The 22,643-nt window shown below is 64.4% G+C and carries 21 protein-coding genes; 11 read left to right on the plus strand and 10 right to left on the minus strand.

The window, feature by feature from the left end; all coding sequences use genetic code 11:
• Positions 1–4: 4 nt before the first annotated feature.
• The 3 genes from KUV81_RS16435 to pepA all read right to left on the minus strand — a co-directional run bounded on the left by KUV81_RS16435 (position 5) and on the right by pepA (position 4,905).
• Positions 5–2,851 (minus strand): valine--tRNA ligase, encoded by a 2,847-nt coding sequence (locus KUV81_RS16435; RefSeq protein ID WP_222544979.1) that lies wholly within the window; start codon positions 2,849–2,851, stop codon positions 5–7.
• A gap of 23 nt (positions 2,852–2,874) precedes the next feature.
• Positions 2,875–3,321: a DNA polymerase III subunit chi gene (locus KUV81_RS16440; RefSeq protein ID WP_222544980.1), complete on the minus strand. Its 447-nt coding sequence runs from the start codon at positions 3,319–3,321 to the stop codon at positions 2,875–2,877.
• A 75-nt stretch (positions 3,322–3,396) separates the two neighbouring features.
• The gene (gene pepA, locus KUV81_RS16445) at positions 3,397–4,905 is read right to left on the minus strand and encodes a leucyl aminopeptidase (protein ID WP_222544981.1); all 1,509 of its coding nucleotides are present in this window, start codon (positions 4,903–4,905) and stop codon (positions 3,397–3,399) included.
• A gap of 234 nt (positions 4,906–5,139) precedes the next feature.
• On the opposite strand from pepA, the gene lptF reads away from it, so the two are divergent.
• Positions 5,140–6,258, plus strand: a complete 1,119-nt coding sequence (gene lptF, locus KUV81_RS16450; RefSeq protein WP_222544982.1) for an LPS export ABC transporter permease LptF — start codon at positions 5,140–5,142, stop codon at positions 6,256–6,258.
• A complete protein-coding gene (lptG, locus tag KUV81_RS16455) occupies positions 6,258–7,319 on the plus strand; it encodes an LPS export ABC transporter permease LptG (protein WP_222545039.1) in 1,062 nt (353 codons plus the stop codon). The genes lptF and lptG overlap by 1 nt, the downstream gene beginning before the upstream one ends.
• Positions 7,320–7,374: 55 nt before the next feature.
• Here lptG and KUV81_RS16460 read toward each other — a convergent pair whose 3' ends face one another.
• Together KUV81_RS16460 and KUV81_RS16465 are read right to left on the minus strand one after the other, a co-directional pair.
• Positions 7,375–8,178, minus strand: coding sequence for a general secretion pathway protein GspB (locus KUV81_RS16460; protein WP_222544983.1), 804 nt, complete (start codon positions 8,176–8,178; stop codon positions 7,375–7,377).
• On the minus strand, positions 8,178–9,713 hold the full coding sequence (locus tag KUV81_RS16465) for an ExeA family protein (protein WP_222544984.1): 1,536 nt from the start codon (positions 9,711–9,713) through the stop codon (positions 8,178–8,180). Before KUV81_RS16465 ends, KUV81_RS16460 begins: the two co-directional genes overlap by 1 nt.
• A 107-nt stretch (positions 9,714–9,820) precedes the next feature.
• Here KUV81_RS16465 and KUV81_RS16470 point away from each other — a divergent pair, with 107 nt between their 5' ends.
• Positions 9,821–11,044: a multifunctional CCA addition/repair protein gene (locus KUV81_RS16470; RefSeq protein ID WP_222544985.1), complete on the plus strand. Its 1,224-nt coding sequence runs from the start codon at positions 9,821–9,823 to the stop codon at positions 11,042–11,044.
• 60 nt (positions 11,045–11,104) lie between these two features.
• On the opposite strand, the gene KUV81_RS16475 is transcribed toward KUV81_RS16470, so the two are convergent.
• From KUV81_RS16475 to folB, 3 genes are read right to left on the minus strand one after another with little or no spacing between them, the layout of a single operon-like run.
• Positions 11,105–11,899, minus strand: a complete 795-nt coding sequence (locus KUV81_RS16475) for an undecaprenyl-diphosphate phosphatase (protein WP_222544986.1) — start codon at positions 11,897–11,899, stop codon at positions 11,105–11,107.
• Positions 11,900–11,925: 26 nt separating this feature from the next.
• Positions 11,926–12,420, minus strand: a complete 495-nt coding sequence (gene folK, locus KUV81_RS16480; protein ID WP_222544987.1) for a 2-amino-4-hydroxy-6-hydroxymethyldihydropteridine diphosphokinase — start codon at positions 12,418–12,420, stop codon at positions 11,926–11,928.
• Positions 12,420–12,776 carry a dihydroneopterin aldolase gene (gene folB, locus KUV81_RS16485; protein WP_222544988.1) on the minus strand — a complete coding sequence of 119 codons (357 nt, stop codon included), beginning with the start codon at positions 12,774–12,776 and terminating at the stop codon, positions 12,420–12,422. The genes folK and folB overlap by 1 nt, the downstream gene beginning before the upstream one ends.
• Before the next feature lie 125 nt (positions 12,777–12,901).
• Here folB and plsY point away from each other — a divergent pair, with 125 nt between their 5' ends.
• Positions 12,902–13,498: a glycerol-3-phosphate 1-O-acyltransferase PlsY gene (plsY, locus tag KUV81_RS16490; protein ID WP_222544989.1), complete on the plus strand. Its 597-nt coding sequence runs from the start codon at positions 12,902–12,904 to the stop codon at positions 13,496–13,498.
• 30 nt (positions 13,499–13,528) lie between these two features.
• Here the strand turns inward: plsY and tsaD are convergent, their stop codons facing one another.
• A complete protein-coding gene (gene tsaD, locus KUV81_RS16495; protein ID WP_222544990.1) occupies positions 13,529–14,542 on the minus strand; it encodes a tRNA (adenosine(37)-N6)-threonylcarbamoyltransferase complex transferase subunit TsaD in 1,014 nt (337 codons plus the stop codon).
• A gap of 184 nt (positions 14,543–14,726) precedes the next feature.
• On the opposite strand from tsaD, the gene rpsU reads away from it, so the two are divergent.
• From rpsU to rpoD, 4 genes are all read left to right on the plus strand, one after another.
• Positions 14,727–14,942, plus strand: coding sequence for a 30S ribosomal protein S21 (gene rpsU, locus KUV81_RS16500; RefSeq protein WP_013346774.1), 216 nt, complete (start codon positions 14,727–14,729; stop codon positions 14,940–14,942).
• 2 nt (positions 14,943–14,944) lie between these two features.
• Positions 14,945–15,388 carry a GatB/YqeY domain-containing protein gene (locus KUV81_RS16505; RefSeq protein WP_222544991.1) on the plus strand — a complete coding sequence of 148 codons (444 nt, stop codon included), beginning with the start codon at positions 14,945–14,947 and terminating at the stop codon, positions 15,386–15,388.
• Between the two features lie 98 nt (positions 15,389–15,486).
• Positions 15,487–17,283, plus strand: a complete 1,797-nt coding sequence (gene dnaG, locus KUV81_RS16510; protein ID WP_222544992.1) for a DNA primase — start codon at positions 15,487–15,489, stop codon at positions 17,281–17,283.
• A gap of 76 nt (positions 17,284–17,359) precedes the next feature.
• The gene (gene rpoD / locus KUV81_RS16515; RefSeq protein ID WP_222544993.1) at positions 17,360–19,183 is read left to right on the plus strand and encodes an RNA polymerase sigma factor RpoD; all 1,824 of its coding nucleotides are present in this window, start codon (positions 17,360–17,362) and stop codon (positions 19,181–19,183) included.
• A 54-nt stretch (positions 19,184–19,237) separates the two neighbouring features.
• On the opposite strand, the gene KUV81_RS16520 is transcribed toward rpoD, so the two are convergent.
• Positions 19,238–20,035 carry a crotonase/enoyl-CoA hydratase family protein gene (locus KUV81_RS16520; protein ID WP_222544994.1) on the minus strand — a complete coding sequence of 266 codons (798 nt, stop codon included), beginning with the start codon at positions 20,033–20,035 and terminating at the stop codon, positions 19,238–19,240.
• Positions 20,036–20,152: 117 nt separating this feature from the next.
• Here KUV81_RS16520 and KUV81_RS16525 point away from each other — a divergent pair, with 117 nt between their 5' ends.
• From KUV81_RS16525 to KUV81_RS16535, 3 genes are read left to right on the plus strand one after another with little or no spacing between them, the layout of a single operon-like run.
• Positions 20,153–21,115, plus strand: a complete 963-nt coding sequence (locus KUV81_RS16525) for a response regulator (RefSeq protein WP_222544995.1) — start codon at positions 20,153–20,155, stop codon at positions 21,113–21,115.
• Between the two features lie 3 nt (positions 21,116–21,118).
• Positions 21,119–22,063 (plus strand): sensor domain-containing diguanylate cyclase, encoded by a 945-nt coding sequence (locus tag KUV81_RS16530; RefSeq protein WP_222544996.1) that lies wholly within the window; start codon positions 21,119–21,121, stop codon positions 22,061–22,063.
• Positions 22,060–22,563, plus strand: a complete 504-nt coding sequence (locus tag KUV81_RS16535) for a GNAT family N-acetyltransferase (RefSeq protein WP_222544997.1) — start codon at positions 22,060–22,062, stop codon at positions 22,561–22,563. Before KUV81_RS16530 ends, KUV81_RS16535 begins: the two co-directional genes overlap by 4 nt.
• Positions 22,564–22,643: the final 80 nt, after the last annotated feature.

The following is a 22,643-nucleotide window of genomic DNA, read 5'->3' on the forward strand; positions in this document are numbered from 1 at the left end:
CCAATTACAGCGACTTGAGCTGCTCTTTCTGCTCTTCCAGCTTGGCGATGTCGCGCTTGGCATCATCCAGCTTGGCCTGCTCCTTGGCCACTACAGCCTCGGGGGCCTTGGCCAGGAAGCCCTGGTTGGAGAGCTTCTTCTCCACCCGCTCGGCGTCGCCGGCCAGCTTGGCGATCTGCTTGTCGATGCGGGCCAGTTCGGCTTCCACGTCGATCAGACCCGCCATGGGGATCAGCAGCTCCATCTCACCGATCAGCTGAGTGGTGGACATGGGCGCGTCGCCGGACAGCTCAGAGATGGCCTCAAGATTAGCCAGCTTGTTGAGCATGATGCGGTTGGCTTCGACTCGGGCCAGGTCCTGCTCGGAGGCGTTTTTCAGCAGCACGTTCAGCGGCTTGGAGGGGGCCACGTTGAGCTCACCCCGGACATTACGCACGGCAACGATGAACTGCTTCACCCACTCGAGATCCGCCTTGGCGTCTTCGTTCACCAGGGCTTCATCGAACTGCGGGTAGGCGGTCAGCATGATGGTGTCGCCGCCCTTGCCCACCATGGGGGCCACGGTCTGCCAGATCTCCTCGCTGATGTAGGGCATCAGCGGGTGCATCAGGCGCAGCAGGGACTCCAGCACGGTCAGCAGGGTGTGGCGGGTGCCACGCTGCTGGGCCTCGGTGCCGTTTTGCAGCACCGGCTTGGTCAGCTCCAGGTACCAGTCGCAGAACTGGTTCCAGGTGAACTCGTAGGCGATGTTGGCGGCGATGTCGAAGCGGTAGGTGTCCATCGCTTCGCGGATGTGCTTGACGGTGTCGTTGTACTGGGCCAGCACCCAGCGATCCGCCAGGCTCAGCTCCATCTCGCCGCCGTCCTTGCCGCAATCTTCCCCTTCGGTGTTCATCAGCACGTAGCGGCTGGCGTTCCACAGCTTGTTGGCGAAGTTGCGGTAGCCCTCGAGACGGTTCATGTCCCAGTTGATGTCACGGCCGGTGGAGGCCATGGCTGCCAGGGTGAAGCGCAGCGCATCGGTGCCGTGGGCGGCGATGCCCTCCGGGAACTGCTTGCGGGTGCTCTTCTCAATCTTGGCGGCCAGCTGGGGCTGCATCATATTGCCAGTTCGCTTTTCCACCAGATTCTCGAGGTCAATCCCGTCGATCATATCCAGCGGGTCCAGCACGTTGCCCTTGGACTTGGACATCTTGTCGCCCTGCTCATCACGGATAAGGCCCGTCACGTAGACGGTCTTGAACGGCACCTGGGGCTTGCCGTTCTCATCCTTGATGAAGTGCATGGTCATCATGATCATCCGGGCCACCCAGAAGAAGATGATGTCAAAACCGGTCACCAGCACGTCGGTGGGGTGGAAGGTCTTGAGCGCGTCGGTGTCTTCCGGCCAGCCCAGGGTGGCGAAGGTCCACAGGGCGGAGGAGAACCAGGTGTCCAGCACGTCGTCGTCCTGGCGCAACACCACGTCGGCGCCAAGGCCGTGGGCGGCACGCACTTCGGCTTCGGTGTTGCCAACGTAGACCTTGCCGGACTCGTCGTACCAAGCCGGGATGCGGTGTCCCCACCACAGCTGACGGGAAATGCACCAGTCCTGGATGTCGCGCATCCAGGCGAAGTACATGTTTTCGTACTGCTTGGGCACGAACTGGATGTCGCCGTTCTCCACCGCTTCGGTGGCGGTCTTGGCCATGGGGGCCACACGCACGTACCACTGGTCGGTCAGCATGGGCTCGATCACCACGCCACCGCGGTCGCCGTAGGGCACGGTCAGGTCGTGATCTTTGATCTCATCCAGCAGGCCCAGCTCATCGAACTCGGCGACGATCGCCTTGCGGGCGGCGAAGCGATCCATCCCAGCGTACTTGGCCGGCAGCGCGGCGGCGTAGACGTCGGAGGCCTCGCCGTTGGTGTCCAGCACCTCGGCTTCGGCGCGGATCTCGGCATTGAAGGTCAACACGTTGATCATCGGCAGGGCGTGACGCTTACCCACCTCGTAATCGTTGAAGTCGTGGGCCGGGGTGATCTTCACACAACCGGTGCCCTTCTCCATATCGGCGTGCTCGTCGCCGACAATCGGAATGCGACGGTCCACGATGGGCAGGATCAGCTCCTTGCCAATCAAATCTTTGTAGCGCGGGTCTTCCGGGTTCACCGCCACGCCGGTGTCGCCCAGCATGGTTTCCGGACGGGTGGTGGCCACCACGATGTAGTCTTTGCCGTCGGCGGTTTTCACGCCATCCGCCAGCGGGTAGCGGAAGTGCCACATGTGGCCCTTCTTGTCCTTGTTCTCCACCTCGAGATCGGAGATCGCGGTGTGCAGTTTCGGGTCCCAGTTCACCAGGCGCTTGCCGCGGTAGATGAGATCCTCTTTGTAGAGGCGAACGAACACCTCCTGCACCGCGGCGGACATGCCCGGATCCATGGTGAAGCGCTCACGGTCCCAGTCCACGGAGGCGCCCATGCGGCGCAGCTGCTGGGTGATGGTGCCGCCGGACTCTTCCTTCCACTCCCACACCTTGTCGATGAAGGTTTCGCGGCCCAGGTCCTGGCGGGTGATGTTCTCGGCCGCCAGCTTGCGCTCCACCACCATCTGGGTGGCGATGCCGGCGTGGTCGGTGCCCACCTGCCACAGGGTGTTCTTGCCCTGCATCCGCTGGTAGCGGATCAGGGTGTCCATGATGGTGTCCTGGAAGGCGTGACCCATGTGCAGGCTGCCGGTGACGTTCGGCGGCGGGATCATGATGCAGTAGGGATCTTGGCTGGTGTCACCGTGGGGCTTGAAGTAGCCCGCCTCTTCCCAGCGCTGGTAGTGGCGCTGCTCAATCGACTGGGGGTTGTAGGTCTTATCCATGGGGTCTTTGACTCGTGAAAAACTCAAAACGGCTGACGGGCGAGATCCTGGGTGGTGAGGGTCACCCCCAGATGGCGGTAGTGGGCGAATCGTCTTCGCGCCTGCGCCTTGGCCTGCTCGTCAGCCGGGACAAAATCGATGATGTGGGCGAATTGTACCGCAAAATTCGGCACCTCGGGGGCGAGGTTGATCAACAACGGACGATTTGTCGGCGACGACGCCTGGGCCGTGTCCCAGCCGATCTCCACCGGGGCACCGCCGCGGGGGCCCTCCCCCACCAGGTTATGGGGAATGAAGCTGTCCGGCTCGAACTGCCACAGCTGCTCATCCAGGGCCTCGGCGTCGGCCTGGCTGGCGCAGTGCAGGTAGACCCGCTGACCCTTGCGGTAGGCCCGGGCGGCGGCCTGGCAGGCCAGCGCAGCGGGACCGGCGGTGTCGGCGGTCAAGACGTAGAAAAGGGCGTTGGCCATGCGGTTCCCCATACCAAAATCAAAAGGCGGAGCTTGCGCTCCGCCTTGCATTGTAACGGCGTTACTCCTCGGCCGTTACTCCTGATCCATCACCCCGGCTCGGGCGAGCAGGAACTGGGTCAGGATCGGCACCGGACGACCGGTGGAACCCTTATCCTTGCCGCTGTTCCAAGCGGTACCGGCCACGTCCAGGTGAGCCCAGTGGTACTTCTTGGTGAAGCGGGACAGGAAGGCCCCGGCGGTGATGGTGCCCGCCGGACGGCCACCGATGTTGGCCATGTCGGCGAAGGGGCTCTCGATCTGCTCCTGGTAGTCGTCCCACAGGGGCAGGCGCCAGCAGCGGTCGCCAGAGGCGTCACCGGCGTTTTGCAGCTCGTGGGCCAGGGCGTTGTGGTTGGAGAGCAGCCCGGAAGCGTGCTTACCCAGGGCGATGACGCAGGCACCGGTCAGGGTGGCGGTGTCGATCACCAGTTCCGGATCGAAACGCTCGACGTAGGTCAGGGCATCGCACAGCACCAGGCGGCCTTCGGCGTCGGTGTTGAGCACCTCGATGGTCTGGCCGGACATGGAGGTGAGGATGTCACCGGGGCGGTAGGCCTTGCCATCGGGCATGTTTTCACAGCCGGCCAGGATCGCCACCACGTTGATGGGCAGGTCCAGCTCACACAGGGCCTTCATGGTGCCCACGACACCGGCGGCGCCGCCCATGTCGTACTTCATCTCGTCCATCCCTTCGCCGGGCTTCAGGCTGATGCCGCCGGAGTCGAAGGTCAGGCCCTTACCCACCAGCACGATGGGCTTCTGCTCGGAGTCCGGGGCGCCCTGGTACTTGAGAACGGTCATCATGGACTCGTTCTCGGAGCCGCGGCCCACCGCCAGGTAGGCGTGCATGCCCAGATCCGCCATCTCCTCTTCGCCCACCACCTGGACGGAGAGTTTCTCGTACTTCTCCGCCATCTGCCGGCCCTGGCTGGCCAGGTAGGCGGGGTTGCAGACGTTGGGCGGCATGTTGGCGACGTCGCGGCACAGCTTGGTGCCGGCGGCCACGCCCAGGCCGTGGTTGATCGCCTTCTCGCCGACGGTCAGTTCACGGCGGGTGGGCACGTTGAACACCATCTTGCGCAGGGGACGACGGGTCTCGTCCTTCTTGCTCTTCATCACGTCGAAGGTGTAGAGGCTGGACTCGGTGGTCTCCACCGCCTGGCGCACCTTCCAGTAAGTATCGCGACCCTTAACGTGCAGCTCGGTCAGGAAGCAGACCGCTTCCATGGAGCCGGTTTCGTTCAGGGTGCTGATGGTTTTGGCGATGATCTGCTTGTACTGGCGCTCGTCCAGCTCACGCTCCTTGCCACAGCCCACCAGCAGCACGCGCTCGGACAGCACGTTGGGTACATGGTGCAGCAGCAGGACCTGGCCGGGCTTGCCCTCCAGATCGCCGCGACGCAGCAGGTTGCTGATGTAGCCGTCACTGATCTTATCCAACTGTTCACCGACTGCGGACAAACGGCGCGGCTCAAAGACTCCCACGACAATGCACGCACTGCGTTGCTTTTCTGGACTGCCGCTTTTTACACTGAACTCCATGGCGTCTCCCGGTTCTTAAAGACATTGCCTTTTTATTGTTAGATAATGATCCCTTTGTTGACGCTTGGGCCGCCTCGAGAGGCAGCCGTTGAACTCTCAGAATAGTAGGATTTTCCTACTTTTCTCGGCTCACAAGGGCCCTGGGACTGTTCAAAAAGTATCAAAAGTAACTAGTTTACTTAAAAAACAAGCTGTTTCCAGAGAAATTACAAGTTTACTAAGCGGACACCGGCCTTGATCATTTTTAGGTACCTGCTGAGAGAAGCATTTCGGGCGCAGATCGCCGTGCTTGCCGTCCTGGTGACCATCTTCATCAGTCAGCAGTTTGTGAAAATTCTGGCCGACGCGGCCGAAGGCCAGTTTCCCGGCAAATTGGTGGCCACCCTGCTGGCGTTGAACATGCCGGAGCTGCTCTCCCTCATCCTCCCCCTCTCCCTGTTCCTGGGCGTCATGATGGCCCACGGGCGGATGTACGCCGACAGCGAGATGACGGTGCTGCACGCGGTGGGGGTCTCCGAGTGGTACGTCACCCGGGTGACCCTGGTGCTGGCCTTTATCATGGCCCTGCTGGCCGGCCTGACCGCCATCTACGTGGCCCCCTGGGCCAAGGAAACCGAGTACCAGGTGCTGGAGCGGGCGGAGTCGGAAGCCGGCCTGGCCGCCCTGGTGCAGGGCCGTTTCCAGCGTGCCGCCAACGGCAAGGCGGTGATCTACGTTGAGGGGCTGTCCAAGGGCAAGCTGGATACGGTGTTCGTGGCCCAGCTGCCGGACCGGGACAAGTCGGAAGAGGAGACCGCCCTGGTGCTGGCCGAGGGCGGCCGCATCGTCGAGGGGTCGGACGGCTCCCAGCGCCTGCAGTTGACCGACGGCAACCGCTTCAGCGGCGTCATCAACCAGAAAGAGTACAACCTGGTGCAGTTCGGCGAGTACGAGATGGAGATTAAGTCCCAGGAGGCGTCCCACAAGCGGCGCAAACTGTCGGCCTACTCCATGGAGCAGCTGTTCGACGAGGGCAGCCCTCACGCCTGGGCCGAGATCCACTGGCGTCTGGCGGTGCCCATCGCCCTGCCCCTGCTGATCCTCATCGCCGTGCCCATGTCCCGGGTCAACGTCCGCCAGGGCAAGTTCGCCAAACTGATGCCCGCCATCCTGATCTACCTGGGCTACTTCGGCCTGCTGATGGCCGGACGCAAGGCGATCGAGAACGAGGCGATCCCCCCGGCCCTGGGGCTGTGGTGGATCCACCTGGCCGCACTGGTGATCGGCATGGTGCTCATTGGCCGTGGCCGCCCGGCCTGGCGTAAATGGATGCGAATGTTGAGCTTCCGTCGCAGCAAGGAGGCCAAGGCATGATCCGCATCCTCGATCTCTACATCGCCCGCACCATCATCAACACCTCGGCGTTATGCCTGCTGGTGCTCACCGGCCTGTCCGGCCTCATCAAGTTCGTTGACCAGCTGCGCCTGGTGGGCCGCGGCGATTTCACCACCTGGGACGTGGCCCTCTACGTGCTCTTCCTGGTGCCCCGGGACATCGAGATGTTCTTCCCCATCGCCGCCATGCTCGGCGCGCTGATCGGCATGGGCATGCTGGCCTCCAGCTCCGAGCTGGTGGTGATGCAGGCAGCGGGGCTGTCGCGGCTCAACATCGCCACTTCGGTGATGAAAACCGCCATCCCCCTGATGCTGCTCTCCATGCTGATTGGCGAGTACCTGGCGCCGGTCTCTGAGCAGACCGCCCGGGAGATGCGGGCCCAGAAGACCTCCGGGGGGAGCCTGATCAGCTCCAAAAGCGGCACCTGGGCCAAGGATGGGGAGCTGTTCGTCAACATCACCGAGGTGCAGGACGCCCGCACCCTCAAGGACGTCACCATCTACCGCTTCGATGGCGACAACCTGCTGCGGGAGGTGACCCACGCCGAGCAGGGCTACTACGACGGCAAGGCCTGGCGTCTGCTGGGGGTGACCGAGACCACCATGGAAGACGAGCAGGTCAGCACCTCCCAGCGCGACGAGGAGCGCTGGCAGTCCACCCTGACCCCGGACAAGCTGCAGGTGGTGACGGTCAAGCCGGAGGCCCTCTCCATCGAGGGGCTTTTGGAGTACCTGGATTACCTGGAAGCCAACCGTCAGGACACCACCCGCTACGAGCTGGCCCTGTGGCGCAAGGTGGCCCAGCCGGTCACCGTGGGGGTGATGATGATGCTGGCCCTCTCCTTCATCTTCGGCCCGCTGCGCACCGTGACCATGGGTGCCCGGGTGTTGCTGGGGGTGATCACCGGTTTCACCTTCTACATCGCCAACGAGATCTTCGGCCCCATGAGCCTGGTGATGGGCCTGCCCACCTTCCTTGGGGCCATGTTGCCCAGCATGCTGTTCGCGGTGGCGGCGTTTTATCTCTTGCAGAGGCGTTAGCCCATCCCATCAAAAAGGGCGCCCCCAGGGGCGCCCTTTTTCGTTGTTCGCATCGTCAGATGGAGCCCAAGGCCGGGATCCGGAAGCGTTCGCCGTCCATCTCCAGCACCACCTCGTTGGGCAGGATCTCACTGACCGTCAGCCCCGGGGCCGCCTCGTCCCCCTCCTGAAGCTCCCGGCCGTTGGCCCGCAGCCAGCGATCCGCCGGGTTGGTGGCGTAGACGTGGGCGGTGATCGCCACATCGGGCACTCGCTTCTGGAACGCCCAGGGCATCTGCCCCAGTTTGGGCACCTCGGCGGCGGGCACCGTGGTGACGCCGGGATCCGGCTGCAAGTCGAGCGGCGACTCCACCGGCTGGGCCAGGCGCGGCTGGGGTGTCAGGACGTCGTCGCCCATCTCCGCCAGGGCCTGCTCGAACGCCGCCAGCAGGGCGGGATCCGCCTGCGCCACCGGCTCGCTGGCAGCCGCCAGTTGCGGCTGGGGCTCCGGAGCCGGCTGGCGCACCGGGGTGTCCGCCGGGGCCGACGGACGCTCCACCACCACGGGGAGGTCATCCAGCGGCACGCGCTCAGAGGCCGGGGTCGAAACCACGGCGGTGGGCAGGGGCAGGTTCACCCGCCCGGCCAGGGTGTAGGGGGGCGCCTCCGGCGGTGCGGCGGCGGTGTCATTGGGGTTCGCGGTCAGCACCACGCTGGCCCAGCCGGCGGCAGCGCCCACGGCGAGGGTGACCAGGGGCAGGCTCCAGATCCAGGGCCGCGCGGGCTTGCGCCGGGTGGGTAGCTCCGGGGCCAGGGCGGGATCGTGCTGTGCCGCTTCGCTGTGGCGGGCGCGCTTTACCGCATCAAGCAACAGGGACATTACTGCACCTCCGTCAATCGGGGGCCCGTTTCCGAGCCCAGCATGCTCAGCCGCTCCAGGGTATGGCGGCCGGCCAGGCCGTCGATGGCCAGCCCCTGCTGGCGCTGGAAGGCACGCAGGTCCGCCTCCAGCTGACGGTCGAAGCCGCTCAGCAGGCGAGCGTCACGGGTCTGCACCCGGGCCAGCCGGTTCTCCAGCCACTGCAGCTGACCGGTGGCGCTGTCCGGGCCGATAAGGTTGGGCAGGCTTTGGGGCGGGCGCCACAGCAGGGTGTAGTTGCCCAGGTAGTGGCGACGCACCCAGTCGGGGCTCATCCACAGCTGTTGTTCCCCCAGCTGCACCAGCAGGCGGTCCGCTTCGCGGGCCAGCAAGGCGCCGTAGAAGGGGGCGCCGTTTTCGTCGGTCAGGGCGATCACCGCCGGGCGGTCCAGGGCCACCAGCTGGGCCCAGTCCCCCCGGGCCGCTTCGCAGGCCAGGCCGCGCAGCTCGGCAAAGCGGCAGGGCAGTTCGGCGGGCACCGGCTCCCCCCAGTGGTGGAACAGCGCCTGGAAGGCGTTAAGCTCCCGCCCCTGGGTGGGGATCAAGCGCGTCAGATCCGCCGTCGGCACGGCCACCGGTTCCACCGCCACGGCTTCAGGCAACGGCGCCAGGGCCCGCGCCCCGGCAAAGCCCAGGGCCGCGGTGACCAGCGACGCCACCAGGGCGGGCCAGCGGCGGCGCCGTTTGGGCGCCACGTCCAGCACCTCCACCGCCGCGGCGTCGATATCACTGCCGTCAATCATCGGCTTCTGAGCACCGTAGCCCCCCATCAGGGCCCGCTCGCTGAGCAGGTTAATAAGGCGCGGCACGCCACCACTGTAGCGGTGCAGCGCCTTGATGGCGCCGCGCTGGAACAAAGGCTGGCTGCGACCGGCCACGTGCAGACGGTGGTTGACGTAGGCGGCCACCTCATCCTCCTGCAAGGGCAGCAGGTGGTAGCGGGCGGTGATCCGTTGGGCCAACTGGCGCAGCTCCTGGCGGCGCAGCAGGGCCTGCAGCTCCGGCTGACCGATGAGGATCACCTGCAGCAGTTTGCGGGTGTCCGTCTCCAGGTTGGTCAGCAGGCGAAGCTGCTCCAGCACCTCGGGTTTGAGGTGCTGGGCTTCGTCGATCACCATCAGGGTGCGACGCCCCTTCTGATGGTTGTCCATCAAAAAGGCGCTGATCTGATCGGTCAGCTGCTTGAGGGTGGGCGCCTCCGGGTAACGGATCTTGAGCTCATCGCAGAGGGTGGCCAGCAGCTCAGACTCGGTCAGCGCCGGGTTGAGGATGAAGGCCAGGTCCGTGTTCTCCGGCAGCTGAGTGAGCAGGCTGCGGGAGACCGTGGTTTTGCCGGTGCCCACCTCGCCGGTCAGCAGCACAAAGCCGCCGTTCTCGCCAAGGCCGTAGGTCAGGTGAGCCAGGGCCTCCCGATGACGGTCGCTGAGAAACAGGAAAGCGGGGTTGGGCGCGATGGAAAAGGGGCTGGAATTCAGCCCATAGAACCCTTTGTACATGGCTATCCAAAGCAAAATTGGGGATCGGATTCAAGGTACGAGGTTCCCCATGGCTTGTCAAAACGCTCCCTGCCTATAATGGCGGTTCTGAGAACCAAGGAGTGCCTGTGGAGATCTATCTGGTGGGCGGCGCCGTCCGCGACGAGTTACTGGGGATCCCGGTGAAGGATCGGGACCACCTGGTGGTGGGGGCCAGCGCCGAGCAGATGACGGCCCTGGGCTATCGCCAGGTGGGCAAGAGCTTTCCGGTGTTTCTGCACCCCGACAGCGGCGAGGAGTACGCCCTGGCCCGCACCGAGCGTAAGACCGGCCGCGGCTACGGTGGCTTCGACTTCGACGCCGCCCCCTCGGTGACCCTGGAGGCGGATCTCAAGCGCCGGGACCTGACCATCAACGCCATGGCCCGGGGCCAGGATGGCACCCTGCATGATCCCTACGGCGGCCAGGCCGACCTTAAGGCTCGCCAGCTACGCCACGTCTCCCCCGCCTTCGAGGAGGATCCGCTGCGGGTGCTGCGGGTGGCCCGCTTCGCCGCCCGTTTCCACCACCTGGGTTTTACCGTCGCGGATGAGACCCTGGCGCTGATGGGCCGCCTAAGCGACAGCGGCGAGCTGGATTTTCTCAGTGCCGAGCGGGTCTGGCAGGAGACCGCCCGCGCCCTGACCGAGCCCCACCCGGAGGTTTACTTCCAGGTGCTGGCCGAGTGTCGCGCCCTAACCGTGCTGTTTCCCGAGTTAGCGGCGCTGCAAGGGGTGCCCCAGCCGACCCAGTGGCACGGGGGCCTGGACGCCTGGCAGCACAGCCTGAAGGCTCTGGCCCGGGCGGTGACCCTGAAAGCCGAACCGGCACAGCGCTTCGCCGTGCTGGTGCATGATTTGGGTAAGGGGCTGACCCCCGAAGCCCAGTGGCCCCGCCACATCGGCCATGAGCGTGCCGGACTGAAGCCACTCAAGGCCCTGTGCGAGCGGCTGCGGGTGCCCAACGACTACCGGGAGCTGGCGCAGCTGGTGGCCGAGTTCCACCTGATTGTCCACCGGGCCGCGGAGCTCAAACCCAGCACCCTGGTGCGGCTGTTTGACCAGCTGGATGCCTGGCGCAAGGTCGAACGCTTCGAGCAGGTGCTGCTGTGTTGCCAGTGCGATGCCCAGGGCCGTCCGGGTCAGGACGAAACCCCCTACCCCGCCTCCGACTACCTGAGAGCCGCCTTGGCCGAGGCCAACCGGGTGGCGGTCAAAGCGGTGGTGGCGGATGGCTTTACCGGCGCGGCGATCCGCGATGAGCTAGCCCGGCGCCGCACCCAGGTGCTGGCCCGCTGGAAAGCGGCGCAATAACCCGAGCCTCAAACAACAAAAAGGGACGCCCATTGGCGTCCCTTTTTTGCGTGCGGTTCTTCAGACGAAGAAGGCGAACAGGATCCCCGCCAGCGCCAGTCGGTAGACCACGAAGGGCATCAAGCCCATGCGGCCGATGGCCTTGAGGAATAGGTGGATACAGGCATAGGCCGAGAAGAAGGCCACCACGGCGCCCAGGGTCAGGGGCAGCCAGTCCACCGGCTCGGGGTTCTTCAGCAGTCCCAGGGACTCGTAGCCGCTGGCCGCCAGGGTGATCGGGATGGACAGCAGGAAGGAGAAGCGGGCGGCGCTGAGGCGGGTCAGGCCCAGCAGCAGGGCCGCGGTGATGGTGGCCCCGGAGCGGGAGGTGCCGGGGATCAGCGCCAGTGCCTGAGCCAGACCGATCAGCAGGGCCAGCTGCCAGGTGATGTCCTTCAGCTCTTTCTGCTGGCTGGGGTTGGCGTCGGCGTACCACATCAGCAGACCGAACACCAAGGTGGTGGTGGCGATCACCGTGGTGGAGCGCAAGGAGGTGGAGATGACGTCGTTGAACATCAGCCCCGCCAGGCCCGCCGGGATGGTGGCCAGGATGATGAGCCAGGCCTGGCGGCTGTACTCGCTGTGCTCACCGGTAAAGGAGACCAGCCAATGGGAGAGCAGGTTGGCGATGTCCTTGCGGAAGTAGAGGATCACCGCCGCCAGGGTGCCGGCGTGAGTCACCACATCGAAGGCCAGCCCCTGGTCTTCCCAGCCAAACATCTGGGCGGGCAGGATCAGGTGAGCCGAGCTGGAGATGGGCAGAAATTCGGTCAGGCCCTGAATGATGGCCAGGACTATCGCCTGAATCGGATCCACGAGTTGCGTTCCTTGTTAAAGAAGAATCAAAGGGTCGGCCAGTGAAAGGGCACCGGCCAGAGTTGTTGTTGGGTTTTGTCGTACGCCTGCCAGAGCGCGCCCAGACTGTGGGGCTGGCCCGGCGGCACCAGATCCGGTGCCAGCTCCGCCAATGGCCAGAGCACAAAGGCGTTGTGGTAGATCTCCGGGCGCGGCAGCACCACGGGGCGTTCGCAGCGCACCTGGTCGTAGAGCAGCAGGTCCAGATCCAGGGTGCGGGGGGCAAACTTCTTGGCCCCGCGGGTGCGGCCGTGGTCCGCCTCGATGGCCTTGAAGCGGGCCACCACCTGCTCGATGCTCTGCTCGGTTTCGGCCCGGGCCACCAGGTTGAGGAAGTTCTCCCCCTCGAACCCCACCGCCTCGGACTCGAACACCGTCGAGAGGGTCAGGTTGGTGTACTCGGCGGCCAGGTCATCCAGCCCCTTGCGGATGTGGGCCTCGGCGTCGATGTTGCTGCCCAGGCTGATGTAGATGATGGCCATCAGAGCTGGCCACGCTGGATCTGCACGCCCACGGTGCGGGCGTTGGCCACCGCGCCGGGCTTGCTGACCCGGACCCGCACCCCGGCCACGGCAAAGCGGCTCTGCACCAGGGCCGCCACCTTCTCCGCCACCGTCTCCACCAGCTCGTGAGGGGTGCCCTCCACCAGCTCGGTCACCGCCTTGCTGACGCTGTCGTAGCAGAGCGCTTGGGAGTAGTCGTCGGCGGCGGCCGCCTTGCGGTTATCCCACGCCATCTCGAGGTCCAGCACCAGGGTCTGCCGGATCGCTTTCTCCCACTCGAACACGCCAATCACGGCCTGGCATTCGAGTCCTTGGATAAATACGTGGTCGGTCATGTTGTTACTGGCGCTCCCGCGGTGGGTCGGATACCCTAGTTCGATTGCAGCAACGGGGGAAGTTCCCCGGTTTGGGCGACGGATGATAACGTAACTGACTGGGGGAAAAAAGCACGGTGACGGTGATGCTGACAGGGGTTTTCATCCTTTGCGCCTACCTGCTGGGATCGATCTCCAGCGCCGTGCTGGTGTGTCGCCTCTGGGGCCTGCCGGACCCCCGGGAGCACGGCTCCCACAACCCCGGCGCCACCAACGTATTGCGTTTGGGAGGCAAACTCCCCGCCATCCTGGTGCTGCTGTTCGACATCCTCAAGGGCACCATCCCGGTCTGGGGCGGCTACTTCCTCGGTCTGGATCCCCTGGCCCTGGCCCTGGTGGGCGCGGCGGCCTGCCTGGGCCACATCTACCCCCTGTTCTTCGCCTTTAAGGGGGGCAAAGGGGTGGCCACTGCCTTCGGCGCCATGGCCCCCATCGGCTGGGACATGACCGGCGCTCTGGTGGTGACCTGGCTGCTGGTGGCCCTGGTGACCCGCTACTCCTCCCTGGGCGCTATCGTCACCTGCATCGTGGCCCCACTATATACCTACCTCTTTAAAGCCCAGTACACCGGCTCCGTGGTGCTGGTCTCCCTGCTCATCCTCTGGCGCCACCGCGCCAACATCGTCCGGCTGTGGCGCGGCACCGAGCCCAAACTCGGGCAAAAAAAACGCCGCGCGGACTGAGTCTCGCGCGGCGTTGATGGGCCCCTTTTCTTAGGCGCCCGGTGCCGACAGCTGATCCAGCGGCCAGCGGGGCTGCCCCTTCACCGCCAAAGGCTGGGTCTCGCCGGCCTTAAGGCGCTGCAGACCGGCGTAGGCGATCATGGCGCCGTTGTCGGTGCAAAACTCCGGCCGGGGGTAGAACACCTCGCCCCCCCGCTTGGCCATCATCTCGGCCAGTTGGGCCCGCAGGTGCCGGTTGGCGCTGACGCCCCCGGCCACCACCAGGCGCTTGAGTCCGGTCTGATCCAGCGCCCGGCGGCATTTGATCGCCAGGGTATCCACCACCGCGTCCTCGAACGCCCGGGCGATGTCCGCCAGGGCCTCCTCACCGTGGGCGGCAATGGTGTTGGCGGCAAAGGTCTTAAGGCCGGAGAAGCTGAAGTCCAGGCCAGGACGGTCGGTCATCGGCCGGGGGAACTTGAATCGGCCAGCACTGCCCTGGGCCGCCAGCTTGGCCAGCAGGGGGCCGCCGGGGTAGTCCAGCCCCATCAGCTTGGCGGTCTTGTCGAACGCCTCGCCGGCGGCGTCGTCGATGGACTCCCCCAGCACCTGGTACTGACCGATGCCGTCCACCCGCACCAGCATGGTGTGGCCGCCGGAGACCAGCAGCGCCACAAAGGGGAACGCCGGCGGCGTCTCCTCCAGCATGGGCGCCAGCAGGTGGCCCTCCATATGGTGCACCGCCACCGCGGGGATCCCCCAGGCGTAGGCCAGGGAGCGACCGGCGCAGGCGCCCACCAGCAGGGCACCGATAAGCCCGGGGCCGGCGGTATAGGCCACGCCGTCCAGGGACTGGGGGTCGACCTTTGCGTCGGCCAGCGCCTGGCGCACCAGGGGCACCAGTTTGCGAACGTGATCCCGAGAGGCCAGCTCGGGCACCACCCCACCGTAGTCGGCGTGCAGTTTCACCTGGCTGTAGAGGGCGTGGGAGAGCAGGCCCTCACGCTCATCGTAGATGGCGATGCCGGTTTCATCGCAGGAGGTTTCTATGCCCAAAACCCGCATGGTAAACTCTCGTCTTATGGTCAAAGTGGCGCAATTCTAGCGTTGCTGTAATTCTTAAGCCAGCCGTGTCATCGATGGGCTTTACAAGCCGGTCGTGTTCGAAGTAGAATTTCGCACCATTTTGAATCGTGGCTGCTCAAAGAGTGACCAGCCCCAACCGAAGTTTTTTCGAGGTGAAAGGCACATGCCGGTAATCAAAGTTCGTGAAAATGAGCCCTTCGACGTAGCTCTGCGTCGCTTCAAGCGTTCCTGCGAAAAGGCAGGTGTCCTGTCTGAAGTTCGTCGCCGTGAGCACTACGAGAAGCCGACCACTGCTCGCAAGCGCGCCAAAGCGGCCGCTTCCAAGCGTCAAGCTAAGAAGCTGGCTCGCGAAAACGCCCGTCGTACTCGTCTGTACTGATCATGTCTCTGATCGAGCAACTGAAAGACGCCCAAAAGGCGGCCATGCGTGCCAAAGAAAAGGCACGCCTGGGCACCATCCGCCTGGCCTTGGCGGCCATCAAACAGGTAGAAGTTGACTCCCAGTCGACCCTCGGCGATGACGAGATCACCGCGGTGCTGACCAAGATGGTTAAGCAGCGTCGGGATTCCATCAAACAGTACGAGGAAGCCGGTCGTCAGGACCTGGCCGACGTGGAAGCCGCCGAAGTGGTGGTGCTCCAGGAGTTTCTCCCTCAGCCCCTGAGCGAGGAAGAGCTGACTGCCCTGATTGAGAAGGCCCTGGCTGACAGTGGCGCCAGCTCGATGCAGGAGATGGGCAAAGTGATGGGTCTGCTGAAACCGCAGGTCCAGGGGCGGGCCGACATGGCCGTGGTGAGCCAGAAGATCAAGGCTCAGCTGAGCTGAACGCTCAACCCCGATCACAGCAACAAGCCGTGCCTACTGCACGGCTTGCTTGTTTGTGATAAAGAACACCGAATTCCAAACTGGAGGTTAGGCGACACGTGGCCGGTCGGATCCCAAGAGATTTCATCGATCAACTGCTATCGCGCCTCGACATTGTCGAGCTGATCGACGGCCGAGTGAAGCTGAAAAAGGCGGGCAAGAACTACCACGCCTGCTGCCCCTTCCACAACGAAAAGACCCCCTCCTTTACCGTCAGCCAGGACAAGCAGTTCTACCACTGTTTCGGCTGCGGCGCCCACGGCAACGCCATCGACTTCGTGATGGAGTACGACCGGCTGGAGTTTGTCGATGCCATCGAAGAGCTGGCCGGCACTCTGGGCATCGAGGTGCCCCGGGAATCCTCCGGCCCCGGCCGTAGTGGCCGCGGGGGCGGGAGCGGCGGGGGCAAACCGGCCCAGGGTCCCAAGCTGGACGATCACTACGCCCTGATGGCCTGGGCGGCCAAGTACTACCAGCAGCAGCTGCGTCAGCACCCGGAAAAAGAGAAGGTGATCGACTACGTCAAGGGTCGGGGCCTGGATGGCGAAACGGTCAAACGTTTCGGCATCGGCTTTGCGCCCCCGGGCTGGGACAACCTGCTGGCCCAGCAGCGCGGCAACAACGCCGGTCAGAAAAAGCTGGCCGAGTGCGGCATGCTGATCGAGAAGGAGGGGGGCAAACGCTACGACCGCTTCCGCGATCGACTGATGTTCCCCATCCTGGACCGTCGCGGTCGGGTGATCGCCTTCGGCGGTCGGGTGCTGGGCGATGACACCCCCAAGTACCTCAACTCCCCGGAGACCCCGATCTTCCATAAGGGCCGGGAGCTGTACGGCCTTTATGAGTTGCGCCAACAGCACCGCAGCCCCGAGCGGGTGCTGGTGGTGGAGGGCTACATGGACGTGGTGGCCCTGGCCCAACACGGCATCGACTACGCGGTGGCGTCCCTGGGCACCTCCACCACCGCAGATCACGTACAGATGCTGATGCGCACCGCCAGCCAGGAGGTGGTCTGCTGCTACGACGGCGACCGGGCCGGACGCGAGGCCGCCTGGCGGGCCCTGGAAACCGCCCTGCCGATGCTCAAAAGCGGCAAGGCGCTGAAGTTCATGTTCCTGCCGGATGGGGAAGATCCGGACAGCCTGGTGCGCAAAGAGGGCCAGACCGCCTTCGAGGCCCGCATCGAGAAGGCGATCCCGCTGTCGGATTACCTATTCAACCACCTGCGACAGGAGGTGGAGCTGGGGGGCGACGAGGGCAAGGCCAGTTTCCTCAACCGCATCCGGCCACTGATCGCCCAGATTGGTGACGGCGTATTGCAGGAGGCCCTCATCCAGCGCCTGGAGAAGGAGCTGGGCTGGGGCGCACGACAGCACTTCCAGGCGGCCAAGCCGGTTTCGGCCCCGCAGAAGCAGGCGCAACAGGGCCGCGGCACCCCCATTCGCCGGGCCATCGCCCTGCTGCTGCAGTCGCCCCAGCTGGGGCACAACCTGGAACCCCAGGTGGCACTGGAACACCTGTCGCTTGGCGGCGTCTCACTCTTTAAGGAGATGCTGGAGATCTGCCGGCCGGCGCCCTTGAGCACCGCGCAGCTGATGGAGCGTTACCGGGGGACCCCCAACCACGCCATCCTGCGCAAATTGCTGGGCTGGCAGATCGAGGTGGATGACCACCTGGAGAAAGAGTTTTTCGATTGTTTACAGTGGCTTAACCAACGTTTCCTGGAACACTTATCCGAGTCCCTGGATCAGAAAGCCCGCGACGGCACCATCACTACCGATGAGCTGCGCCAACTGCAGGGGCTCCATGAGGCCTTGGCAGCCCTGAGGCAATCGTCTAAGGCTAGCGGCCACTAGACAAGACCGTTATAATTGGCTATTTGCGCGTCAACAGCCGCTACACCGAGTTCCTAACCTTAAGTGGATGATATCAATGGATCAAACTCCGCAGTCGCAACTTAAGCTCTTGGTCGCCAAAGGCAAAGAGCAAGGCTATTTGACTTACGCCGAGGTGAATGATCACCTGCCGGCGGACATGGTCGATTCCGACCAGATCGAAGATATTATCCAGATGATTAACGACATGGGCATCCAGGTCTTTGAGTCCGCTCCGGACCAGGACGAGCTCATGATGTCCGAAGACGCCACCGACGAAGACGCGGCCGAAGCGGCCGCCCAGGCCCTGGCCAGCGTTGAGGGTGAGCTGGGACGCACCACGGATCCGGTGCGCATGTACATGCGTGAGATGGGTACCGTCGAGCTGCTGACCCGCGAAGGCGAGATCCTGATCGCCAAGCGCATCGAGGACGGCATCAACCAGGTGCAGTGCTCCATCGCCGAGTACCCCGAAGCGATCAGCTTCCTGCTGGAGCAGTGGGACCGCTTCGAGGCGGAAGAGATCCGTCTGGCGGAGATCATCGCCGGCTTCGTCACCGAGGAGGAGGAAGCCCCCACCGCCACCCACGTTGGCTCCGAGCTGCCCAAGGAGGAGCTGGAGGACGAGGACGAGGAGGAGGAGGACGACGACGATGACGACACTCCGAGCGGCCCGGATCCGGTCCAGGCGAAGGAGAAGTTCACCGCGTTGCGTGAGCACTACGAGCTGGTGCAGAAAGCCTTCGAAGACCACGGTCGGGACTCCCTCGAAGCGGCGATGATCATCACCAAGCTGTCGGAGCTGTTCAAAGAGTTCCGTCTGGTGCCCAAGCAGTTCGACGTGCTGGTGAACAACATGCGCTCCATGATGGACCGCGTGCGGGTTCAAGAGCGCCTGATCATGAAGACCTGTGTCGAGCAGTGCAAGATGCCGAAGAAGAACTTCCTCAAGTGCTTCGCTGGCCACGAGTCCGAAACCGAGTGGGTGCAGGCCGAGATCGACGCCGGCAAATCCTACAGCGCGGCCCTGGCCGAGCATCAGGACGAGATCAACCGCTGCGTTCAGAAGCTGGCCCAGATCCAGGTGGAAACCGGCCTCTCCATCGCCAAGATCAAGGACATCAACCGCCGCATGTCCATCGGTGAGGCCAAGGCCCGCCGCGCCAAGAAGGAGATGGTGGAAGCCAACCTCCGTCTGGTGATCTCCATCGCCAAGAAGTACACCAACCGCGGCCTGCAGTTCCTGGATCTGATCCAGGAGGGCAACATCGGCCTGATGAAGGCGGTGGACAAGTTCGAGTACCGTCGCGGATACAAGTTCTCCACCTACGCCACCTGGTGGATCCGTCAGGCGATCACCCGCTCCATTGCGGACCAGGCCCGGACCATCCGGATCCCGGTGCACATGATCGAGACCATCAACAAGCTCAACCGCATCTCCCGTCAGATGCTGCAGGAGATGGGCCGCGAGCCAACCCCGGAGGAGCTGGCCGAGCGCATGCTGATGCCGGAGGACAAGATCCGCAAGGTGTTGAAGATCGCCAAGGAACCCATCTCCATGGAGACCCCCATCGGCGACGACGAAGATTCCCATCTGGGGGACTTCATCGAGGACACCACCCTGGCCCAGCCGGTGGACTCCGCCACCTCCGAGAGCCTCAAGGCGGCCACCGCCGAGGTGCTGGCCGGTCTGACCGCCCGGGAAGCCAAGGTGCTGCGGATGCGCTTCGGTATCGAGATGAACACCGACCACACCCTGGAAGAGGTGGGCAAGCAGTTTGACGTGACCCGTGAGCGGATCCGTCAGATCGAGGCCAAGGCCCTGCGCAAGCTGCGCCACCCCTCCCGCTCCGAGATCCTCAAGAGCTTCCTCGACGAGTAAGCGCTCTGAGCCAAAAAAAAAGCCCCGCCAAGCGGGGCTTTTTTTATGCCGGCATCACCAGCTTTTCCTCGGCAGGTAGGCCTTCTCCTTCCCCTGCTGACGGGCCACCGCAATGCGCTGGTTCTTGCCCAGCATGACGCGAATTTGCCGCCAGGTCTCCGAGGCCAGCAGACGCCCGGCCCCGGGCAGCGCCCGGCGTCGGAACAGCCCCTTCACCGCCGCCACCGTATCGGGTGAGCGGCTGGCCAGGGTGGCCACCATGGCCTCGGCCCGGGCCAGGGGATCGTCGCACACCTCGGTCAACAGCCCCAGCTTCAGCGCCTGCTTGGCGTCCACCCGCTCGGCACTCATCGCCAGCCACAGGGCCTGATCGGCGGCCATCAGCTCCCGCAGCGCCAGACTGCCCCCCATGTCGGGGATCAGGCCCCAGCGCGCCTCCATCACCGACAGGTCACTGTTCGGCGTGGCCAGGCGAAAGTCCGCCCCCAGGGCCACCTGCAGACCACCGCCCCAGGTCCGCCCGTGCAGCACCGCAAACACCGGCACCGGCAGGTCCCGCCAGCCGGTGCTCACCCGCTGGGCCTTGTTGGCCTGCCAGGGCAGCCACTTGGCCAGCAGCTCCACCGCTTTGCGGGGCTGGCTCAGCATCGACTTGACGTCCAGGCCGGAGCAGAAATCCTCCCCGGCGCCACTGAGGATCACCGCCCGCACGCCCCGGTCCTTGGCGATCTTTTTCTGGACCGCCAGGATCCCCTTGAAACTGGCGGTGTCCAGGGCGTTGCGCTTCTCTGGTCGGTTGAGAGTGACGTAGGCCACCCCATCCCGAACCTGGTACAAAATCCGATCTTCCATCTGCGCCTCCTCTGCTCCGACCAGTAACGTATCAGGATTGTTAAATTGCTGACAACCCTAAGGCATTTCAATACACTAGCGGGCAGACTCATCGGCAATCCTGCAGGAGGCGGGCTGTTGGCTGTACAGGTACTGATCTGCGACGATTCCGCCATGGCGCGCAAGCAACTGGCGCGCAGCCTGCCCCAGGACTGGGACGCCCAGATCCGCTATGCCGTTGACGGTGAAGACGCCCTGGCCCAACTGGCCCAGCGCCCCGCCGAACTGCTGTTTCTCGATCTCAACATGCCCAAGCTCGATGGCTACGGTGTGCTTGAGCGACTCCAGGGCCAACCCGGCGCCCCCAAGGTGCTGGTGGTCTCCGCCGACATCCAGCCCCAGGCCTACCAGCGGGTGATGGATCTGGGGGCCCTGCACTTCCTGAAAAAACCCGTCGGCGCCGCCGAGCTCAAATCCCAGTTGGTCCAGTTCGATCTCTACCGCAGTGGTGAACTCAATCACCACGGGCTGAGCGAAGTGGCCATGGACGACGCCCTGCGGGAGATCTGCAACATCGCCATGGGACGGGCTGCCGACGCCATGGCCCAGGTGCTGGGGGCCTTTATCGAGCTGCCGGTGCCCAAACTGCGCCGCCTGCGCTCCAGCGAGATGGAGATGCTGCTGGCCGAGTCATTCAGCGACGACAACCTCAAGGTGATCTCCCAGGGCTTTATCGGCAACGGCATTGCCGGGGAGGCCCTGCTGCTGTTCGAGCGCAGCTGCTACGAGAGCATGGGCAAGCTGATGGGGCTGGTGGAGGTGGACACCGAAGCTGCCCGGCTGGAGGTGCAGATGGACACCGCCAATTTGCTGTTCGCCTCCTTCTTAAGCGGCCTGTCGCAGCAGCTGCACATCCCCTTCTGCCAGAGCCACCCTGTGGTGCTCAGCAGCGTGCCCACCTGCCACCTGGAGGGCCAGACCCTGGCGGTGGAGATCAGCTATCGGCTTACCAACCACCGGATCCTCTGCGATCTGCTGCTGTTCTTCCCCCAGAACAGCCTCACTCGCCTTGAGCACAACTTGCAGTACCTGCTGGAGTAGCCTGTGAAACAACACGAGATGGAGCATCTGCACCGACTGTCCCAGCTGCTGCACGGCATCGAGGTGGGGCTGGTGGTGATCAACCGGGATTACCAGGTGGAGATGTGGAACGGCTTTATGGAGAACCACTCCGGGCTCAGCGCCCGCGAGGTGCGTCAGCAGTCGCTGTTCGAACTCTTTCCCGATCTGCCCCGCCAGTGGCTGATCAGTAAGTTGGAAGCCGCCTTTCTGCTCAACAGCCGCTCCTTTACCGTGTGGGAGCAGCGCCCCTTTGTCTTTCCCTTTGCCTACTCCCGTCCGGTCACCGGCGGCAACCAGATGATGTGTCAGAACATGACCATCCAGCCGCTGCAGGACACCCGGGGCGAGGTCAGCCACGCGGCGCTCATCCTCTATGACGTCAGCGTGCAGGCGGCAGACCGGCAACAGCTCAGTACCGCTAACGAGAAGCTGGAGCAGCTCAGCCAGCTGGACCCGCTCACCGGGTTGGCCAATCGACGCCAGTGGGAGCGGGCCCTGGAGCAGGAGTATCAGCGTTGCCGCCGCTACCAGCCCCCCAGCTGCCTGGTGGTGGTGGACGTCGATCACTTCAAGTCGGTCAATGACCAGTACGGCCACGGCGCCGGGGATCAGGTGCTCAACGAGCTGGGCAAGCTGCTGGGCCACTCGCTGCGCAAAACCGATCTGGTGGCCCGCTACGGGGGGGAGGAGTTTGTCATCCTACTGACGGAGACCCGGGTGGAGCAGGGCAAGATCCTGGCGGAGCGGCTGCGCGAAGCGGTGGCCGAGATGACCCTGGCGGTGCCCCAGAAGCTCAAGATCACCGTCAGTCTGGGCCTGTGCGCCTACAGCCACGAACTGGACTCGGCCCAGGCCTGGTTTGATCGGGCCGACAAGGCGCTGTACCAGGCCAAGCAGAATGGCCGTAACCGGCTGGAGCTGGCATGAAGCTCCGCCCGGCCGAGGCGCGGGACACCGCGGCCATCACCGCCATCTACAACCACCATGTGTGTCACCACACCGCGACCTTCGAGGAGACGCCGCTGAGCGAGGCCGAGATGGCCGAGCGGCTGAGCGCCATCCAGAGTAGCTACCCGCTGCTGGTGGCGGAGAGTGAACGGGGGGAGTGTTTGGGGTACGCCTACGCCACGGCGTTCAAGCCCCGCAGCGCTTACCGCTACTGTGCCGAGACTACGGTCTACCTGGCAGAGTCCGCCAAGGGAAAAGGGGTGGGAACGCGCCTCTACCAGGCCTTACTCCAAGCGCTCACCGCCCAGGGGATCCAGCAGGCCATCGCCGTGGTGACCAGCCCCAACCCCGCCAGTGCCGCGCTGCACCAGAAGCTGGGCTTTGTGCAGCAAGGCCAGCTGCTTCGGGTGGGCTACAAGTTCGACCGCTGGCTCGACATCGAGTTTTGGCAGAAGGATCTTAGAGACCGTAAGTCCTGAGCCGGTCCTCCTTGCGCCGTCCGGAACCCTGACGTCGGTCCTCTTTACCCGGCTCCCAACGCAGCTCCAGCCGCCGGTCC

The sequence above is a fragment of the Ferrimonas balearica genome, from assembly GCF_019802085.1.
Taxonomy (GTDB): domain Bacteria; phylum Pseudomonadota; class Gammaproteobacteria; order Enterobacterales; family Shewanellaceae; genus Ferrimonas; species Ferrimonas balearica_B.

Bases quoted from the DNA above. Each gene is read 5' to 3' on its own strand.
- KUV81_RS16435 (WP_222544979.1), bottom strand. From the start codon at position 2,851: ATGGATAAGACCTACAACCCCCAGTCGATTGAGCAGCGCCACTACCAG.
- KUV81_RS16440 (WP_222544980.1), bottom strand. From the start codon at position 3,321: ATGGCCAACGCCCTTTTCTACGTCTTGACCGCCGACACCGCCGGTCCC.
- pepA (WP_222544981.1), bottom strand. From the start codon at position 4,905: ATGGAGTTCAGTGTAAAAAGCGGCAGTCCAGAAAAGCAACGCAGTGCG.
- KUV81_RS16460 (WP_222544983.1), bottom strand. From the start codon at position 8,178: ATGTCCCTGTTGCTTGATGCGGTAAAGCGCGCCCGCCACAGCGAAGCG.
- KUV81_RS16465 (WP_222544984.1), bottom strand. From the start codon at position 9,713: ATGTACAAAGGGTTCTATGGGCTGAATTCCAGCCCCTTTTCCATCGCG.
- folK (WP_222544987.1), bottom strand. From the start codon at position 12,420: ATGGCCATCATCTACATCAGCCTGGGCAGCAACATCGACGCCGAGGCC.
- folB (WP_222544988.1), bottom strand. From the start codon at position 12,776: ATGACCGACCACGTATTTATCCAAGGACTCGAATGCCAGGCCGTGATT.
- plsY (WP_222544989.1), top strand. From the start codon at position 12,902: ATGCTGACAGGGGTTTTCATCCTTTGCGCCTACCTGCTGGGATCGATC.
- tsaD (WP_222544990.1), bottom strand. From the start codon at position 14,542: ATGCGGGTTTTGGGCATAGAAACCTCCTGCGATGAAACCGGCATCGCC.
- rpsU (WP_013346774.1), top strand. From the start codon at position 14,727: ATGCCGGTAATCAAAGTTCGTGAAAATGAGCCCTTCGACGTAGCTCTG.
- KUV81_RS16505 (WP_222544991.1), top strand. From the start codon at position 14,945: ATGTCTCTGATCGAGCAACTGAAAGACGCCCAAAAGGCGGCCATGCGT.
- rpoD (WP_222544993.1), top strand. From the start codon at position 17,360: ATGGATCAAACTCCGCAGTCGCAACTTAAGCTCTTGGTCGCCAAAGGC.
- KUV81_RS16520 (WP_222544994.1), bottom strand. From the start codon at position 20,035: ATGGAAGATCGGATTTTGTACCAGGTTCGGGATGGGGTGGCCTACGTC.
- KUV81_RS16535 (WP_222544997.1), top strand. From the start codon at position 22,060: ATGAAGCTCCGCCCGGCCGAGGCGCGGGACACCGCGGCCATCACCGCC.